The 15841-nt window shown below is 73.1% G+C and carries 13 protein-coding genes; 3 read left to right on the plus strand and 10 right to left on the minus strand.

Going from position 1 to position 15841, the window contains the following annotated elements; genetic code table 11:
• The first annotated feature begins 185 nt into the window (after positions 1-185).
• Positions 186-1310: an L-tyrosine/L-tryptophan isonitrile synthase family protein gene (locus tag ACIQU6_RS06945; RefSeq protein WP_403480579.1), complete on the plus strand. Its 1125-nt coding sequence runs from the start codon at positions 186-188 to the stop codon at positions 1308-1310.
• Positions 1311-1367: 57 nt separating this feature from the next.
• Here ACIQU6_RS06945 and ACIQU6_RS06950 read toward each other — a convergent pair whose 3' ends face one another.
• From ACIQU6_RS06950 to ACIQU6_RS06960, 3 genes are read right to left on the minus strand one after another with little or no spacing between them, the layout of a single operon-like run.
• Positions 1368-2138, minus strand: a complete 771-nt coding sequence (locus tag ACIQU6_RS06950; protein WP_403480580.1) for an ABC transporter ATP-binding protein — start codon at positions 2136-2138, stop codon at positions 1368-1370.
• Positions 2135-3199, minus strand: a complete 1065-nt coding sequence (locus tag ACIQU6_RS06955) for a FecCD family ABC transporter permease (RefSeq protein ID WP_403480581.1) — start codon at positions 3197-3199, stop codon at positions 2135-2137. Before ACIQU6_RS06955 ends, ACIQU6_RS06950 begins: the two co-directional genes overlap by 4 nt.
• Positions 3199-4278, minus strand: coding sequence for an ABC transporter substrate-binding protein (locus ACIQU6_RS06960; protein WP_403480582.1), 1080 nt, complete (start codon positions 4276-4278; stop codon positions 3199-3201). Before ACIQU6_RS06960 ends, ACIQU6_RS06955 begins: the two co-directional genes overlap by 1 nt.
• Positions 4279-4459: 181 nt before the next feature.
• On the opposite strand from ACIQU6_RS06960, the gene ACIQU6_RS06965 reads away from it, so the two are divergent.
• Positions 4460-4807, plus strand: coding sequence for a hypothetical protein (locus ACIQU6_RS06965; protein ID WP_403480583.1), 348 nt, complete (start codon positions 4460-4462; stop codon positions 4805-4807).
• A 97-nt stretch (positions 4808-4904) separates the two neighbouring features.
• On the opposite strand, the gene ACIQU6_RS06970 is transcribed toward ACIQU6_RS06965, so the two are convergent.
• From ACIQU6_RS06970 to ACIQU6_RS06990, 5 genes are all read right to left on the minus strand, one after another.
• Complete coding sequence (locus tag ACIQU6_RS06970) at positions 4905-5366, minus strand: cyclic nucleotide-binding domain-containing protein (RefSeq protein WP_403480584.1); 462 nt, start codon at positions 5364-5366, stop codon at positions 4905-4907.
• 125 nt (positions 5367-5491) lie between these two features.
• On the minus strand, positions 5492-8338 hold the full coding sequence (locus ACIQU6_RS06975) for an NHLP bacteriocin export ABC transporter permease/ATPase subunit (RefSeq protein WP_403480661.1): 2847 nt from the start codon (positions 8336-8338) through the stop codon (positions 5492-5494).
• Between the two features lie 40 nt (positions 8339-8378).
• Entirely contained in the window at positions 8379-10658 is a 2280-nt protein-coding gene (locus tag ACIQU6_RS06980) for an NHLP family bacteriocin export ABC transporter peptidase/permease/ATPase subunit (protein ID WP_403480585.1), read from the minus strand.
• On the minus strand, positions 10655-11461 hold the full coding sequence (locus tag ACIQU6_RS06985) for an HlyD family efflux transporter periplasmic adaptor subunit (protein WP_403480586.1): 807 nt from the start codon (positions 11459-11461) through the stop codon (positions 10655-10657). The genes ACIQU6_RS06980 and ACIQU6_RS06985 overlap by 4 nt, the downstream gene beginning before the upstream one ends.
• 228 nt (positions 11462-11689) lie before the next feature.
• A complete protein-coding gene (locus tag ACIQU6_RS06990; RefSeq protein ID WP_403480587.1) occupies positions 11690-11905 on the minus strand; it encodes a type A2 lantipeptide in 216 nt (71 codons plus the stop codon).
• 675 nt (positions 11906-12580) lie between these two features.
• On the opposite strand from ACIQU6_RS06990, the gene ACIQU6_RS06995 reads away from it, so the two are divergent.
• A complete protein-coding gene (locus ACIQU6_RS06995) occupies positions 12581-13621 on the plus strand; it encodes a PHP domain-containing protein (RefSeq protein ID WP_403480662.1) in 1041 nt (346 codons plus the stop codon).
• A 54-nt stretch (positions 13622-13675) separates the two neighbouring features.
• Here the strand turns inward: ACIQU6_RS06995 and ACIQU6_RS07000 are convergent, their stop codons facing one another.
• Both ACIQU6_RS07000 and ACIQU6_RS07005 read right to left on the minus strand, forming a co-directional pair.
• Entirely contained in the window at positions 13676-14587 is a 912-nt protein-coding gene (locus ACIQU6_RS07000; RefSeq protein ID WP_274917503.1) for a LysR family transcriptional regulator, read from the minus strand.
• A gap of 49 nt (positions 14588-14636) precedes the next feature.
• Positions 14637-15830, minus strand: coding sequence for a glycine C-acetyltransferase (locus ACIQU6_RS07005; RefSeq protein ID WP_403480588.1), 1194 nt, complete (start codon positions 15828-15830; stop codon positions 14637-14639).
• Positions 15831-15841: the final 11 nt, after the last annotated feature.

The following is a 15841-nucleotide window of genomic DNA, read 5'->3' on the forward strand; positions in this document are numbered from 1 at the left end:
ACCGGAAGCGGGAACGAACCGGAGCTGGCCCCTGACCAGGCCCCCGGTCCCCGCACGTACGCCACCGGCTGCCCGATCACCGCGGCCCGCTCCACGAGCGCAACGGACTCACCAAGCGCACCCGCCACACCTGGCACACCAAGCTCACGGAACGCATCGCACACACCGGAACCCCGGGACAACGCATGCTGACACCGAACCCCCTCGGGACCGCCCACACCGACCACCCCATACCCACCACCCGCACCACCGCCTCCACCGCCCCCAGCACCCGCACCGCCTCCACCTGTGAGGCGATCCTCCGCGTCCTCCTCCCCTACCGGCGCACCCTGGACGACGCCCCCGACGGCGACGCCCCGGACGCTTTCCCCGTCCAACTGCGTCAGTTGGCCCCCTGGGTCGCGGCGGGGCGGCCGATCCCCTTCACCCTGCCGGGCTTCCCCTGCAAGTCCCCCAACCCCGCGAAGGTGCTCGGCCCGCTCCCCGACGAGGGCGAGCGGCTCGCACTGCGCTTCCTGGACGGGCTGTGCGCCCGTATCGCGGCCGTGTACCCACCCGGCGCCCGGGTGGTGATCTGCTCGGACGGGCACGTCTTCAGCGACCTCATCCGGGTACCGGACACCGACATCGACGCATACGGGGACGGGCTTCGGACGCTGCTCCAGGAGGAGGGCCTGGCGCCCCGGTTGAGCGTCTTCGATCTGCGTGCCGCATACGGGGACCTGCCCTATGACGCCAAGCGGGCCCGTATCGAGGCGGAGCACGCGCCGTCGCTGGCGGCGCTGCGGGCCGAGACGCGCGCCGATGAGGCCGCCCGGCGGCTGTACTTGGGCATCACCCGGTTCCTCTTCGAGGACACCGACCTCGGCGCCTACCCCGGTACCCGGTCGGCGTTGCAGCGGGAGTGCCGGGCGCGCGCCTACGGGGTGATTCGGCGGAGCCGGGCCTGGGGCGAGCTGATCGCCGGGTACCACCCGGGGGCGGTGCGGCTGTCGATCCACCCGCAGCCGCGGGGATCGGCCAAGTTCGGGATCCGGCTGCTGGACGCGCCGGACGTGTGGACGACGCCGTGGCACGCGTGCGTGCTGGAACACGGCGATGGGCGACGGGAGTTGCTGCGCCGGGCGGACGCCGAGCGGCGGGGCCGTCTGGTCCTGCGACAGGGGCACCCCAGCCACTTCGCGACAGCAACAACGACAACGACAACGACGACACCAGCACCAGCACCAGCACCAGCACCAGCACCAGCACCAGCACCAGCACCAGCACCAGCACCAGCAAAGCCGTACGCCGACCCTCCTGCGGCGTAAACGCCGCCGTGCCCGCAGCCCCCGACTCCCCGAGGACTGCGGGCACCCCTCGGCCCGCTATCCACCCCGGTGATCGAACGCGATCAACGGATCCCCCGTCAGCGGATGTTCCGTCACCGCTGCCCGCACCCCGAAGACCTCCGCCAGCAGTTCCGGCGTCAGTACCGTCCGGGGCGGTCCGGAGGCCACCAGCCGGCCGTCGTGCAGGACGTGCAGGCGGTCGCAGAGCGATGCCGCGGCGTTCAGGTCGTGCAGGGAGATCAGGGTGGTGCGGGCCCGGCCGCGGAGCAGGGTCAGCAGTTCGACCTGGTGGCGGACGTCGAGGTGGTTGGTGGGTTCGTCCAGCACCAGCACGTCCGTGTCCTGGGCGAACGCCCGGGCCAGCAGGACGCGTTGCCGCTCGCCGCCGGAGAGCGCGGTGAACCGCCGGGCCTCCGTGCCCGCCATGCCGACGGCGGCGAGCGCGCCCGCCACCGACGCCCGGTCGGTGGCGTCCTCGCCGGCGAAGGCCCGTTTGTAGGGCGTGCGGCCCATCGCCACCACCTCGCGCACCGTCAGCTCGAAGTCGGCGGCACGCTCTTGCGGGAGGGCCGCGATGTGGCGGGCGGTGCGGCCGGGGGGCAGGGTGGCGAGGTCGGTTCCGGAGAGCAGGACCCGGCCGGCGGTGGGGCGCAGATGCCGGTAGACGGTCCGCAGCACGGTGGACTTGCCGCTGCCGTTGGGGCCGACCAGCCCGACGATCTCGCCGGCGGCCGCCATCAGATGCACCCCGGCGACCACGTCCCGTCCGGAGTAACTGACCCGCAGCTCCTCGATGTCGATCCTCATCGTTCGGCCCCCAGCCGCCGGTCCAGCACGAACAGCAGGGCCGGCGCGCCGATCATCGCCGTGACGACCCCGACCGGAAGCTCCTGACCGTCCAGGGCCGTTCGGCAGACGACGTCGACCACCACCAGCAGCAGCGCCCCGGTGAGGGCGGACAGCGGCAGCAGCCGGCGGTGGTCGCCGCCGACGACCAGCCGGCACAGGTGCGGCACCATCAGGCCGACGAAGGCGATGGCGCCGGAGACCGCGACCAGGACGCCGGTCAACAGGCTGGTCACCACGAACAGTTCGCGGCGCAGCCGGGTCACGTCCACGCCGAGCCCGGCCGCCGTCTCGTCACCCATCAGCAGGGCGTTCATCGCCCGGGCCCGGGCCTGGAGCAGCAGCAGGCCGGCCGCGACCGCGAGCGCCGGCAGCCACAGCGCGCCCCAAGTGGCCCCGCCCAGGCTGCCCATCAGCCAGAACAGCACCCCCCGGGTCTGCTGTTCGTCGCCGGCCTGGAGGACGAGGTAGCTGGTGAAGCCGGACAGGAACTGGCCGATGCCCACGCCCGCCAGCACCAGCCGCAGCGGCGAGAACCCGCCGCCGCGCCGCGCCATGGCCCACACCAGCGCGAACGCGGCGAGCGCCCCGGCGAAGGCGGCCGCCGACATGCCGAGCCCCAGTGCCCCGCCGGCACCGGCGCCCAGCACGATCGCGGCGACCGCGCCGAGCGAGGCGCCGTTGGAGATGCCGAGGAGGTACGGGTCGGCGAGCGGGTTGCGCACCAGGGCCTGGGTCGCGGTGCCGACCAGCCCGAGGCCGGCGCCGACGCAGGCGGCCAACAGGGCCCTGGGAACGCGGAGTTGCCACACGATCAGCTCGTCCGTGCCGGGTTGCGGCGCGGCCCCGTCGAGCCGGCGCAGCACCACCGACCAGACGTGTCCGGGCGGCAGGTCGGTGGCGCCCAGCGACACCGCGGCGGTCAGCGCGCCGACCAGCGCCACGGCGAGGACGAGGGCGAGCGGCCCGGTGCGCGGCAGGCGCGTCCGCTCGCGTACCGGGGCGAGCGGCTGCGCCCCCACTAGCGGCCCCCCTTGAACCGCGCCGGGTACAGGGTGTGCGCGATCTCCTCGACGGTGTCGGCGTTGCGGGTGCCGGCGAGGGTGGTGGGCTCCGAACCGATCCGCAGGAACCGCTCGTTGCGGACCGCGGCCAGGCCCTTGGTGGCGGGGAAGGACTTGAGGAACTGCGCGGCCTGGTCGAACGCCTCGGCGTTGGCGGCCGCGTCGCCCCGGTCGCGGACGGCCAGTTGGATCCAGTCGGGGTTCTTAGCGACGACGTCCTCCCAGGAGACCGGCTTGAAGTCCCCGTCGCAGTCGCCGAAGACGTTGCGGGCGCCGGCCTGGGTGATCACGGCGTTGGCGACCTGCTTGCCGCAGACGGCCATCGGCTGCTTGGTGCCGGCGTCGAAGTCGAAGAAGAAGTAGCGGGGCCGCTCGGCCTCGGGCACGTCGGCGACGGCCTTGTGGACGGCGGCGACCTTGGCGCGCATGCCGGCGACGAGTTCCCGGGCCCGTGGCGCGGTGCCGGTGACGGCGCCGAGCCGGGTCAGGTCGCCCTCGACGCCGGACAGGTCGCGCTGCGGCCCCTTGGCCGTCGGGGCGCAGGCGGTGGAGGCGAGGTAGACGTGGCGGATGCCGGCCGCCTTGAACTCCTCGTCGGTCGGGGCGTCCCCGGCGCCGCCCATGCCCCCCATCCCGCCCATGGCGGCGAAGGTGTCGATGTAGAGGTCGGCGCCGGAGCCCAGCAGCTTCTCCTTCGGGATGACGGCCTTGCCGAGGACCGGCACCTTGGCTGCCCGGGCGCCGAGTTCGCCCGGCAACGTCCCCTTGCCGGGCGGGAATCCGGTGCCGATGACCCGGTCGCCGGCGCCGAGCCGGAGCAGCATCTCCAGGGCGGCGGCGTTGCTGGTGACGATCTTCCGGGGCGGAGCGGTGAACGTGGTCTCCACGCCCTTGCAGTCGGCGACCCGTACGGGGAAGCCGTCGCGGCCCGGTGGACCGCCGTCCGCCCCCGTAGCGCGTGTCCCGCCGCCTGAACCGCACGCCGTGGCGGCCAGCGCGACAACCGCCGCGAGTCCGCACCACTTTCCTGGGCGCATGGGCCTTCTCCCCTACCACTGTGACGCTCCGGCCGGTCCGCCGGCCGCGGGCCACCCACGTGGCCCGGCACAGGTAGTCGGGGAGGCACCGCCTCCGGTTCCCGCCCCCTGGCGTTCATGTCGTGCGCCGCGTCATCCTGAGCGAACGGCACACCGAACAACGGGGGAACGGGGACCCGCCATGAGCGACGACATGTCGAGCCACGACTCGTCATCCAGTTGGGACGCTTCGAGCACTTCGAGTCACGGCAGCTACGGCCACGACAGCCACAGCTCGTCGAGCAACGACTCCTCACACCACGGCCCTGCGCACCACGACTCCTCCCACCACAGCCCTGCGCACCACGACCCGTCCGGCACCCACGCGTCGAGCGACTACGCGTCGAGCGGTTACGCGACCTCGCATGCGCCCCACCATCACACCGCCCCGCATGCGCCCCACCACTCCACCACGCCTCACTCCACCTTCCACACCTCCGACGACCTGCCGGACAGCGGGAGCGACCAACCGGCGGCCGCCGACGAGTAGGCCCGGCGTCGGCGGCGGGCGGAGGAAGAGGAGGAGCACCGCCGGCGGTGGGTCCGGCGGCACAGGTGACGTGCGGCGGGCGGCCGGCCGCCGGCGCTCAGGGCCCCTCTTCGCCGCTCCCCTGGGGGCCGTAGAGCTCCAGGAGCCGGGTGCGGGTGCCGTGGAGGCGTTCGGCGACGGTCTCCGCGACGTAGCGGTAGACGGCGCGGCCCAGGACGGCGTCGTCCGCGCAGAGGCCGCGGACGACGGCCGCGTCGAATTCCAGCGCCTCGACGGGGCCGAGGGTCTGGGCGCCGAAGTGCCAGAGGTAGGGCGGGAACAGCCAGGACCAGCCGAGAAGTTCGTCCCGGCCCAGGGTTTCGACGACGGCCGCGCGGCGACCGGGGACCCGCTGGTCGAGTGCGACCCGGCCGGAGCGGATGATCCAGAACCGCTCGGCGCGGCGGCCCTCCTCGAAGACGCGGGTGTCGCGGGGCAGCGACACGAGCCGGGCGAGCTCGGTCAGCCGTCGGCGCCGGTCGGGCGGCATCGCATCGAACAGGTGCTTCACCTTGGGCATCTCGCCCTCCATCCACCACGTGGGATCACTTCAGAGCGTTCTGCACCATATGCGGAGGATGGGGCGGATGCCGGGAATGGCCGACCCGGAACCCGGCAACCAGAGCGCCGTCAGGCCGTCCGCCCTCAGGCCATCTGACGGCGTACCAGGTCGTGCAGCCGGCCGCCGGTGTCGGCGAGGAGCTCGGCGGGGGTGCCCTGTTCGACGATTCGGCCGTCGGCCATGACCAGGACCCGGTCGGCGTCCAGCACCGTGGAGAGGCGGTGCGCGATGACCACCCGGGAGGCGCTCAGCGCGCGGGTGCTGTCGATGACGATCCGCTGGGTCTCGTTGTCCAGGGCGCTGGTGGCCTCGTCGAAGAAGAGAATGCGGGGGCGGCGGACCAGCGCCTGGGCGATCATCAGCCGCTGTCGCTGGCCGCCGGAGATGGCGCCGCCGCCGGAGATCATGGTGTGCAGCCCCATCGGCATCCGCTTGATGTCCTCGGCCAACCCGGCCATCTCGGCGGCCGCCCAGACCTCTTCCTGGGTGAACGACTCGGCGCCGCTGATGCAGTCCAGGATGGAGCCGGTGAGCGGCTGGGCGTTCTGGAGGACCACCCCGCACTGGCGGCGGACGGCGGCCTGGTCGAGCGCGCCGAGGTCCTGGCCGTCGTAGAGGACGCTGCCGGAGACGGGCCGGTCGAAGCCGATCAGCAGGCGCAGCAGGGTCGATTTGCCGCAGCCGCTCGGGCCGACGATGGCGACGAACTCGCCGGGCCGCACCTGGAGGGAGACGTCGTCGAGAACCAGCGGGCCGTCCTCGCGGTAGCGGAAGGAGAGCCGGCGGGTCTCCAGGGCGCCGGAGAGCGCGCCCGGTTGGGAGCTGCCGCCGCGGACCTCGGGGGCCTCGTCCAGCACGGGCTTGATCTGCTCGAACATCGGCAGCGCCGCGGCGGCCTGGATGAGCGCGCCGGTGATCTGGGTGACCGAGGTGAGCAGCATCGTCACCGAGGTGTTGAAGGTCAGGAAGGCGCCGGCGGACAGGGTGCCGCGGGCCGGGCCGGCCAGCAGCATGAACAGCGCCAGGGAACAGACCGGCAGGTAGACGGCGTTGAGCACGGTGGTGAGGTTCTTGATCCGGCCGGCCCGCTGCTGGAGCTCCCGGGAGCGGGCGAACTCCCGCGCCCAGGCGGCGTAGGCGAAGGACTCCGCGGCCGCGACCCGCAGCTTGGGCAGGCCGCGCAGGGTCTGGAAGGCCCGGTTGTTGAGCTTGTTGCCGAGCACGATCAGGCGGCGCTGCCAGCGCAGTTCCCACAGGCCCAGGACGAGGAAGACCGCGCCGATGACGAGCAGCGCGGCGAGCGCGGCGAGCGCCAGCGGGACGCTGTAGAGGAGCAGCAGCACGAGGTTGATCGCGCCGACCGTGCCGGCCTGGACGGCGACCGGTCCGACGCCGGCCAGGACTCGGCGGATGGCGCTGATCCCCATGGCCGCGCTGGCCAGTTCACCGGTGGAGCGGGCGGCGAAGAACTGGGTGGGCAGGCGCAACAGCCGGTCCCAGACGGCGGGTTGGAGGATGCTCTCGATCCGGCCCTCGACGCGCAGCACGGTGAGGTTCTGGAGCAGGGTGAAGGCGGCCGCGACGACGCTGGAGACGATGACGGCGAGCGCGATCTGGACGATCAGGTCGCGCTGGGCCGCCGGTACGTAGACGCCGAGGACCTTGCCGGTGGCGATCGGGACGAGGGCGCCGAGGGCGACCGTGACCAGTCCGGCCAGGGCGAGGTTGCGCAGGTCGGTGCGGGTGCCGCGGAGGCTGAAGCGCATCAGCCGCCACAGCGTCAACCGGCGTTCGGGCAGCGGCCGGTAGAACATCACCGCCCGCGGCTCGAACTCCTCGGCGTTGTCCTTGCCGATCCGGATCCGCAGCCCGGAGGCCGGGTTGACCGCTTCGTAGCGGCCGCGCCGCCGCAGCAGCGCCACGGGGGCGCCGGACTTGGCGCGGTGGCCGACCAGGGGGCCGGCGTCGGCGCGCCACCAGCGGCCGTCGAGGCGGACGGCGCGGGTGCGTATCCGGGAGGCGAGGGCGATCCGCTCGACGGGGCTGACCCGGTCGTCGGCCGCGGTGCCCTTGGGCGGTTCGGTGAGGGTGATCCCGGCGGCGCCCGCGACCTGTTGGCAGACCGCGAAGGTCAGGTCGTCGCCGGCCCGGTCGCGCCGCGCGGCGGTGCGGGGGCCGCGCTCCTTGCCGATGGAGGCCAACAGCGCCTGGTCGGCGCGCTCGCGGACGGCCTCGCCGGCCTTGATGCCGGCGGCCGCGCGGTCCTCGTGGGCCCGCTCCTCCTGCTCGATCCAGCGGTCGACGGCGGACAGCAGCCGGTACTGCTGGTTGACCATGCGCTGCCACAGCGTGGCGTCGACGAGCAGATCGGCGGCGGCCTCGGCGCTGTAGGAGGCGCCGTACTGGACGCTGCCGGGCGGCACCGGCATCCACGGCACATCGTCGTCGGCCACCGCCTCGTCGCTGGGCCGGCCGTCCAACGGGGCCTCGAACAGCACGCCCAGCCCGCGGGCGGTGCCGAGCGCGAAGGCGTGTTCCACAGGGGTGGCGACCGGCGTCCCGTAGGGGGTGTCGTATCCGTACGCGTGGGGGTCGCCGCCGTGGTCGGGGCGGGGCAGTTCGCGCAGCGCGATGCGGCGCAGGCCGCAGTCGCCCGACGGGCGGCCGACGAGGGTGTGTTGGGGGCCCTGGACGGGCCCGAGCAGCAGGGTGCCGGCTTCGAGGCGGCCGAGGAAGTGCCAGTGGCCTTCTTGTGCGGCGTCGACCGCGAACAGGTCGAGGGTGCCGCCGGTGACCAACCACAGGACGTGCGGGCCTTCGAGCGGGACGTTGCGCAGCCCGGTGCAGTCCACGGGGGTGCCGAGGGCGCCCAGGGCGTGGCGGACGGCGTCGGCGCCGGGGACGGCGGCCGGTTCCGCGGGCGACGGCACACTGGGTCCGGCGTCCGGGGACGGGTATGCGGAGGCCACGTCAGTGCTCCTTGACCAACTGGGCGTAGGCGCCCCCGGCGGCGACCAGTTCCTCGTGCCGGCCGCGTTCGACGATGGTGCCGTGGTCCAGGACCACGATCTCGTCGCTGTCGCGGACGGTGCTCAGCCGGTGGGCGATGATGACGCAGGCGCAGCCGCGGCGCCGCAGGTTGTCCATGATGACCGCCTCGGTCCCGGCGTCCAGGGCGCTGGTGACCTCGTCGAGGACGAGGACGCTGGGGCGCCGGACCAGCGCCCGGGCGATCTCCAGGCGCTGCCGCTGACCGCCGGAGAAGTTGCGGCCGTCCTGTTCGACGCGGCTGTGGATGCCGTCGGGGCGGCGGGCGATGACGTCGTCGTAGAGGGCGGCGTCCTGGAGGGCGGCGATCACCGCGTCGTCCGGTATGGAGGGGTCCCACAGGGCGACGTTGTCCCGCACGGTGCCCTCGAAGAGGAAGACGTCCTGGTCGACGAAGGAGACCGAGGCGGCCAGCGCGCCGCGCGGGATGTCGGCGAGGCGCTGTCCGTCGATCCGGATAGTGCCCTCCCAGGGCGCGTAGAGGCCGGAGATCAGGCGGGAGACGGTGGACTTGCCGCTGCCGGAGCCGCCGACCAGGGCGACCTGCTGCCCCGGGCCGACGGACAGCGAGAAGCCGGTCAACAGCGGGGCGTCGAGCGGGCTGTAGCCGAAGGTGACGCCGTCGAGGGTGACATGGCCCTTGAGGCGGCGGGTGCCGGCGTCCGCGTCCGGGCGGGAGTAGTGGCTGTCGGCGGGGAAGCTCTCGACGTCCTTGAGGCGGGCGACGTCGGCGGCGAAGTCCTGGATGCGTCCGGCGACGCCGTTGAGGCGGGTGACGGGGGCGGTGAAGCGGGTCACCAGGGCCTGGAAGGCGACCAACAGGCCGATGGAGAGGTGGCCTTCGACGGCGCGCAGGCCGCCGATCCAGAGGATCAGCGCGCTGTTGAGGGTGGCGAGGGTGGGGGCGACGATCGCGAGCCAGGCGCTGGGGACGCCGAGCCGCTGCTGCACCTCCAGGGTGGTGGCGTGCTGGCCGGCCCAGCGGCGGAAGTAGCCGTTCTCGCCCCCGGTGGCCTTCATCGTCTCGATGAGGGTGAGGCCGGTGTAGGAGGTGTTGGTGAGGCGGGCGGTGTCGGCGCGCAGCTTCTGGGTGTGGGTGGCGCGCAGCCGGACGACGATGCGCATGGCGACGACGTTGAGCAGGGCCAGCAGCACGCCGATGACGGTGAGTTGGGGATCGTAGGTCCACAGCAGGACGGCGTAGAGGATGACGACCACGCCGTCGACGGCGGCCGCTGCCAGGTCACGGGCGAGGGTCTCGGCGACCGCGTCGTTGGACTGGAGGCGTTGGACGAGGTCGGCGGGCGAGCGCTGGGCGAAGAAGGTGACCGGCAGCCGCAGCAGATGGCGCAGGAAGCGGGCGCTGCTGAGGGTGGAGGAGATGATCCGGCCGCGCAGCAGGTTGGCCTGTTGCAGGCCGGTGAGGACGGCGGTGAGCGCCACCATCGCGGCCATCGCGGCGAACAGCGGGCCCAGCAGCGAGGTCTGGTTGCCGATCAGGAACATGTCGATGTAGGTGCGGCTGAGCGCGGGCACCGCGGCGCCGACGCCGACCAGCAGCAGGCTGGCGAGCAGCGCGGCCAGTAGGGTGCCGGTGGTGCCGCGCAGCCGGGCCGGCAGGGCGTGCAGGACACTGGGACGCCGGCCGCCCTTCGCGAACGCCTCGGACGGTTCGAAGACCAGCACGACGCCGGTGAAGCTGGTGTCGAAGTCCTCCACGGGCACGAAGCGGCGGCCCTTGTCGGGGTCGTTGAGGTGGACGCCGCGGCGGCCGAGACGGCGGCCCGTGCCGTCGTAGACGACGTAGTGGTTGAACTCCCAGAAGAGGATGGCCGGTGCCTGGACCTCGGCGAGTGCGGCCGGCTCCATCTGCATGCCCTTGGCGGTCAGGCCGTAACTGCGGGCGGCCTTGAGGAGGTTGCTGGCGCGGGAGCCGTCGCGGGAGACGCCGCAGGCGATCCGCAGTTCCTCCAGCGGCACGTGCCGGCCGTAGTGGGCGAGCACCATCGCCAGGGAGGCGGCGCCGCACTCCACCGCTTCCATCTGGAGGACGGTGGAGGTGCGGACCGGCTTCTTCGCCTTGGGGGCGCGGTCCGGTGCCCTGCGGCGGCGGGTGGGCGGCGCGCCCTCGGGGCGGTGTCGGCCGCGGCCGGCGGGCGGGAGGTGCTGCGGGGGCGCCGCGGAGGCGTCGGGGGCGGTCACGAGAGCAGCCAATCGATCGGGTGCTGCGCGGCCAGGTGGACGGCGGCGGTGGCCTGGGCCATGGAGTCGAGCCCGAAGGGTGGTCCGGTGGCGGTGGACCAGGCGTAGCCGGAGGCGGTGCGCGCGGTGTCGAGGGTGACCCGTACGGCGACGGGCTGGCCGTCGCGGGAGAACTGCTCGGCGAGTTGGGCGCTGCCGAGGAACGCGGCGATCCGTTGCCGGGGCTGGGCGGCGCGGCCGACGGCGGCGACGTGGCCGCGCAGCACGCCGTAGCGCTGGGTGGGGACGGAGGCGACAGTGAGGTCGACGGGGGCCCCGACCGGGAGCGTGGCGGCGCTCTCGGCCGGGACGTACAGGGTGGCCGTCAGCGGGTCCTGGGCACCGTTGGTCCGCTCCACGGAGGCGAGGTCGGCGCCCGTGGTGACGACCGCGCCGATGCTGGCGTCCAAACTGGTCAGCCGGCCGGCGGCGAGCGCGCGGACGACGGTGGTGGTGCCCTGCGCGGTGCGTATTCGGACCAACGGGGCGCCGGACGCGACCTGTTTGCCCTCCTCGGCGAGGACCGTGGTGACCTGGCCGGCGACCGGACTCTGGAGGACGTAACTGCCGTGGCCGTGGGTGAGGATGCCGGGGGCGCCGAGGGTGGCGGTGACCGTGCCGGTGACCGCCCAGACGGTCGCGGCGATCATGACGAGGACGGTGACGGTGAGCACCAACCAGCCCTGGGGGCGGGCGAAGCGCACCGGCAGGTCGAGTTCCTCGGGCGACTGCAGCTTGGAAAGGGCCTGTTGGCGGAACTGCACGACACTCTTCCCTCAACTGCCTGGGCTGGTACGGACGTACGAGAGTACGCCGCCGACGCGGAGGTCCGGCGGCGGGCCCCGGCGGTGGACAGCCGGGTGCCCCGGAATCCGGCCGGAGCCGGATTGTCCGGGGCACTCGGTGCGGCAGATCGGCAGGGAGGGGGCGCCGACTACCGTCGTGGCCGTTCGATGCCGGCCGTGCCGCGGGGCGGCACGTGATCGGCTGGATCAGATGCCGTTGGTCGCGCCGCCGACGATGCCCTGCACGTCCAGGCCGGTGGTCTGCTGGACCAGGCCGGTGACGTTGGCGACCGCGCCCGAGACGGGGGCGACGGAGTCCACGGTGCCGGTGACGCTGTTCAGGACGCCGCCGACGAGGCCACCGGACACGTTGTCCAGGTCGGCGTCGGAGATTTCCTGGGTCTGAACCTGGGCGTTGTTCATGGTGTTTCCCTTCGGACGGATCAATAGCAAGAAAAACTGCGGACGAGCCATCTGGTGGCCGGCCCGGCCGCGGCCACGGTAGTGCGGGTCCCCATTTCGGGAAACCCCGGCGACTGCCGCGGTGCGATGGATCAAAGCATGCGGGCGGGTTGCCCTGCTAATCGGATGAGCGGCGACCCGGGCGCGACTGCTCGAATGAATTACCGGACGTGCACGTACGTCCATGGCTTGGTCGAGGCATCTTCACATCTCCTCCGGTTTCCTTTCCGCGGAATCGTCGTTGCGAGACGCACGGAATGGGGCATTCCGGAAGCCCTTCATCGAGTGGCCGGACCGCACCCCGGCACGAAACACCGGCGCGTGTGCCGGCTGCGCATTCGGTGTGCAGATTTCCTGAAGGCCGTCGAACTTAACGCCCGACTAGCGCTCCGTGACCCCGCGAAGCCCGCCGCGCGTTTCCGCAGTACGACCCGGGTGTGACGGAGGTTTTAACCGAACATGATTGCCCGTGACTTCCCGTGCGACATTGATCGGAATCGTCACCGCTAATGCCCCGCCATTCCGATGGAAACGGATCGACCACTAGAGAACGGACATATTCGCATAACTGCGGTGGTGGCGTTCGGCGACCGCACCGCGGTGGCAGCCGGCCCCCACCCGGTGCACGGTGGGGAGATGGATCCCGCGGCGGCCCTGGACCGGATCGCGTTCCTGCTGGAGCGGCAGGGCGCGGTGACGTACCGCGTGCAGGCGTTCCGCACCGCGGCCTCCGTGCTCGACCAACTGCCCCCGGACGCGCTGCGCGAGCGCGCCGCGCGCGGAACGCTGGGGCGCCTCAAGGGACTCGGCCCCAAGACGACCCGGGTCATCGAGGAGGCGCTCGCCGGGCAACGCCCCGCCTATCTCGCCACGCTGGAGCAGGAGGCCGGCGGCCCGCTGGTCGAGGGCGAACGGGGCCGGGCGCTGCGCCGGGCGCTGCGCGGCGACTGCCATCTGCACTCGGACTGGTCGGACGGCGGGAGCCCGATCGCCGCCATGGCCCGGACCGCCCGCGACCTCGGCCACGCCTGGTGCGCGCTGACCGACCACTCCCCCCGGCTCACCGTCGCCCGCGGGCTGACCGCCGAACGGCTGCGTCAGCAACTGGACGTGGTCGCCGAACTCAACGAAGAACTGGCGCCGTTCCGACTGCTGACCGGCATCGAGTGCGACATCCTCGACGACGGCTCGCTCGACCAGGAACCGGAACTCCTGGACCGGCTCGACGTGGTGGTCGCCTCGGTCCACTCCAAGCTCCGCATGGACCGGGGCCCGATGACCCGCCGGCTGCTGGCCGCGGTGCGCAATCCGCTGGTGGACGTCCTCGGCCACTGCACCGGCCGGCAGCTCACCGGCAAGGGCCGCCCGGAATCGGCGTTCGACGCCGCGGAGGTCTTCGCGGCGTGCGCCGCACACCGCACCGCGGTGGAGATCAACTGCCGCCCGGACCGCCTGGATCCACCCCGCCGACTGCTGCGCCAGGCCCTCGACGCCGGCGCCCTCCTCGCGATCGACAGCGACGCGCACGCCCCCGGCCAGCTCGACTGGCAGATCTACGGCTGCGCCCGCGCCGAGGAGTGCGGAGTCCCCGCCGGCCGGGTCGTCACCACCTGGACGGCCCGCCAACTGACGACCTGGACCAGGACCGGCCGCACCCCGCGCCGGACCGACGCCTGACCCCACCCCACGCAACGGACACCGGGCCTCAACCCGCCCCGGGCGCGCCCGACTTCACCCCTCCTGCGCGGCGGCCGCCGTCCGCAGCGCCGCCAGCACCGGCCGGAACAACGGGTGCTCCTCCGCCCCGCGCCGCACCGCCGCGAAGACCCGACGGGTGGGCGCCACCCCGTCGACCGGCCGGACCACCACTCCCCCCAGGTCCATCCCGCGCAGCGCCGAGCGCGGCACCAGCGCCACCCCCGCGCCCGCCGACGCCAGCGCCACCACCGCCCGGAAGTCGTCGGAGAAGTGCGTCAGAAGCGGCCGGAACCCGGCGTACTCGCAGGCCAGGACGACCACGTCGTGGCAGGGGTTGCCCGAATAGGGCCCGATCCAGGGGGCCTTGGCCAGCGCGGACAGCGGCACCGCCGCCGCGTCGGCCAGCGCGTGGCCGGGCGGCAGCACCGCGTCGAACGGCTCCGCGTACAGCGGGACGCGCGTCAACCGGGGGTCGTCCGCGTCCGGCGCGCCCCGGTACTCGACGGCCACCGCCACATCGACCTGCCGGTCCAGCACCATCGGCAGGCTGGCGTCCCCCTCCGCGTCCCGCACCCGGACGTGGATGTCGGGCGCGGACGCGGCCAGCTCGGCAAGAGCCGGTGCGAGCACCAACCCGATGACGGTCGCGAACGCCGCGACCGTCACCGTGCCCCCCTCACCCTTGTCGTAGGCGGCCAGCTCCGCCTCGGCGCGCTCCAACTGGGCCAGTACGGCGTTGGCGTGGCCGAGCAGGATGTCCCCCGCCGGCGTCAGCCGGACCCCACGGGCGCCGCGCTCCACCAGCCGGTGGCCGGTCTCCTGCTCCAACGCCGCGAGTTGTTGGGAGACGGCCGACGGCGTGAGGTAGAGCGCGGCGGCCGCGGCGGTCACCGTGCGGTGGTCGGCCAGCGCCCGCAGGATGTGCAGCCGACGTGCTTCGATCATGGGACCAGTTTCGCAGGGCACGGCCGGACCGTGCCCCGCGACCGCCCGGTCAGCTCTCCAGCGCCGCGCGGGCGGCCACGAAGGCGTCCACGACGCGGTGCACGTCCTCGGTGGAGTGGGCGGCGGAGAGCTGGACGCGGATCCGGGCCTGACCCTGCGGAACCACCGGGTACGAGAAGCCGATCACGTACACCCCGCGCTCCAGCAGCAGCTCGGCCATCCGGCCCGCCTCGGCCGCGTCGCCGATCATCACCGGCGCGATGGGGTGCTCGCCGGGCAGGATCGCGAAGCCCTCCTCGGTCATCCGGGAGCGGAACAGCGCGGTGTTGGCGTGCAGCCGCTCGCGCAGGTCGCCCGCGGACTCCAGCAGGTCGAGGACCTTGAGGGAGGCGGCCGCGATCACCGGGGCCAGCGAGTTGGAGAACAGATAGGGGCGGGAGCGCTGACGCAGCAGTTCGACGATCTCGGCACGGGCCGCGACATAGCCGCCGGAGGCGCCGCCCAGCGCCTTGCCGAGGGTGCCGGTGATGATGTCGACCCGGTCCATCACCCCGCACAGCTCCGGGGTGCCGCGACCACCGGGGCCGACGAAGCCGACCGCGTGCGAGTCGTCGACCATGACCATCGCGCCGTAGCGGTCGGCCAGATCGCAGATCTCGGCCAGCGGCGCCAGGTAACCGTCCATGGAGAACACGCCGTCGGTGACGATGAGGGTGCGCCGGGCGCCCTCCGCCTCCTTCAACTGGGCCTCCAGGTCGGCCAGATCGCGGTTGGCGTAGCGGAGGCGGCGGGCCTTGCTCAGCCGGATGCCGTCGATGATGGAGGCGTGGTTGAGGGCGTCGGAGATGACCGCGTCCTCCGGGCCGAGCAGGGTCTCGAAGACGCCGCCGTTGGCGTCGAAGCAGGAGGAGTAGAGGATCGTGTCCTCCTGGCCGAGGAAGTGGGCGATCCGGCGCTCCAGTTCCTTGTGCACCTCCTGCGTGCCGCAGATGAAGCGGACCGAGGCCAGGCCGTAGCCCCAGCGGTCCAGGGCCTCGTGGGCGGCGGCGATGACCTCGGGGTGGTCGGCCAGGCCGAGGTAGTTGTTGGCGCAGAAGTTGAGGACCTCGCCGGGCTGTCCGCCGGCGGTGACGCCCACGGTGGCGGACTGCGGCGTACCGATCACCCGCTCCGGCTTGTGCAGTCCGGCGGCGCGGATCTCGTCGAGGGTGACGCGCAGGTCGTCGCGTACGGCGTCGAACATGAAAGGGGTCT

This window comes from Streptomyces sp. NPDC090442, assembly GCF_044769405.1.
Classification (GTDB): domain Bacteria; phylum Actinomycetota; class Actinomycetes; order Streptomycetales; family Streptomycetaceae; genus Streptomyces.

Coding starts and splice junctions, on each gene's coding strand:
- ACIQU6_RS07000 (WP_274917503.1), bottom strand. CDS start 14,587: ATGATCGAAGCACGTCGGCTGCACATCCTGCGGGCGCTGGCCGACCAC.
- ACIQU6_RS06990 (WP_403480587.1), bottom strand. CDS start 11,905: ATGAACAACGCCCAGGTTCAGACCCAGGAAATCTCCGACGCCGACCTG.
- ACIQU6_RS06995 (WP_403480662.1), top strand. CDS start 12,581: ATGGATCCCGCGGCGGCCCTGGACCGGATCGCGTTCCTGCTGGAGCGG.
- ACIQU6_RS06970 (WP_403480584.1), bottom strand. CDS start 5,366: ATGCCCAAGGTGAAGCACCTGTTCGATGCGATGCCGCCCGACCGGCGC.
- ACIQU6_RS06950 (WP_403480580.1), bottom strand. CDS start 2,138: ATGAGGATCGACATCGAGGAGCTGCGGGTCAGTTACTCCGGACGGGAC.
- ACIQU6_RS07005 (WP_403480588.1), bottom strand. CDS start 15,830: ATGTTCGACGCCGTACGCGACGACCTGCGCGTCACCCTCGACGAGATC.
- ACIQU6_RS06945 (WP_403480579.1), top strand. CDS start 186: ATGCTGACACCGAACCCCCTCGGGACCGCCCACACCGACCACCCCATA.
- ACIQU6_RS06965 (WP_403480583.1), top strand. CDS start 4,460: ATGAGCGACGACATGTCGAGCCACGACTCGTCATCCAGTTGGGACGCT.
- ACIQU6_RS06960 (WP_403480582.1), bottom strand. CDS start 4,278: ATGCGCCCAGGAAAGTGGTGCGGACTCGCGGCGGTTGTCGCGCTGGCC.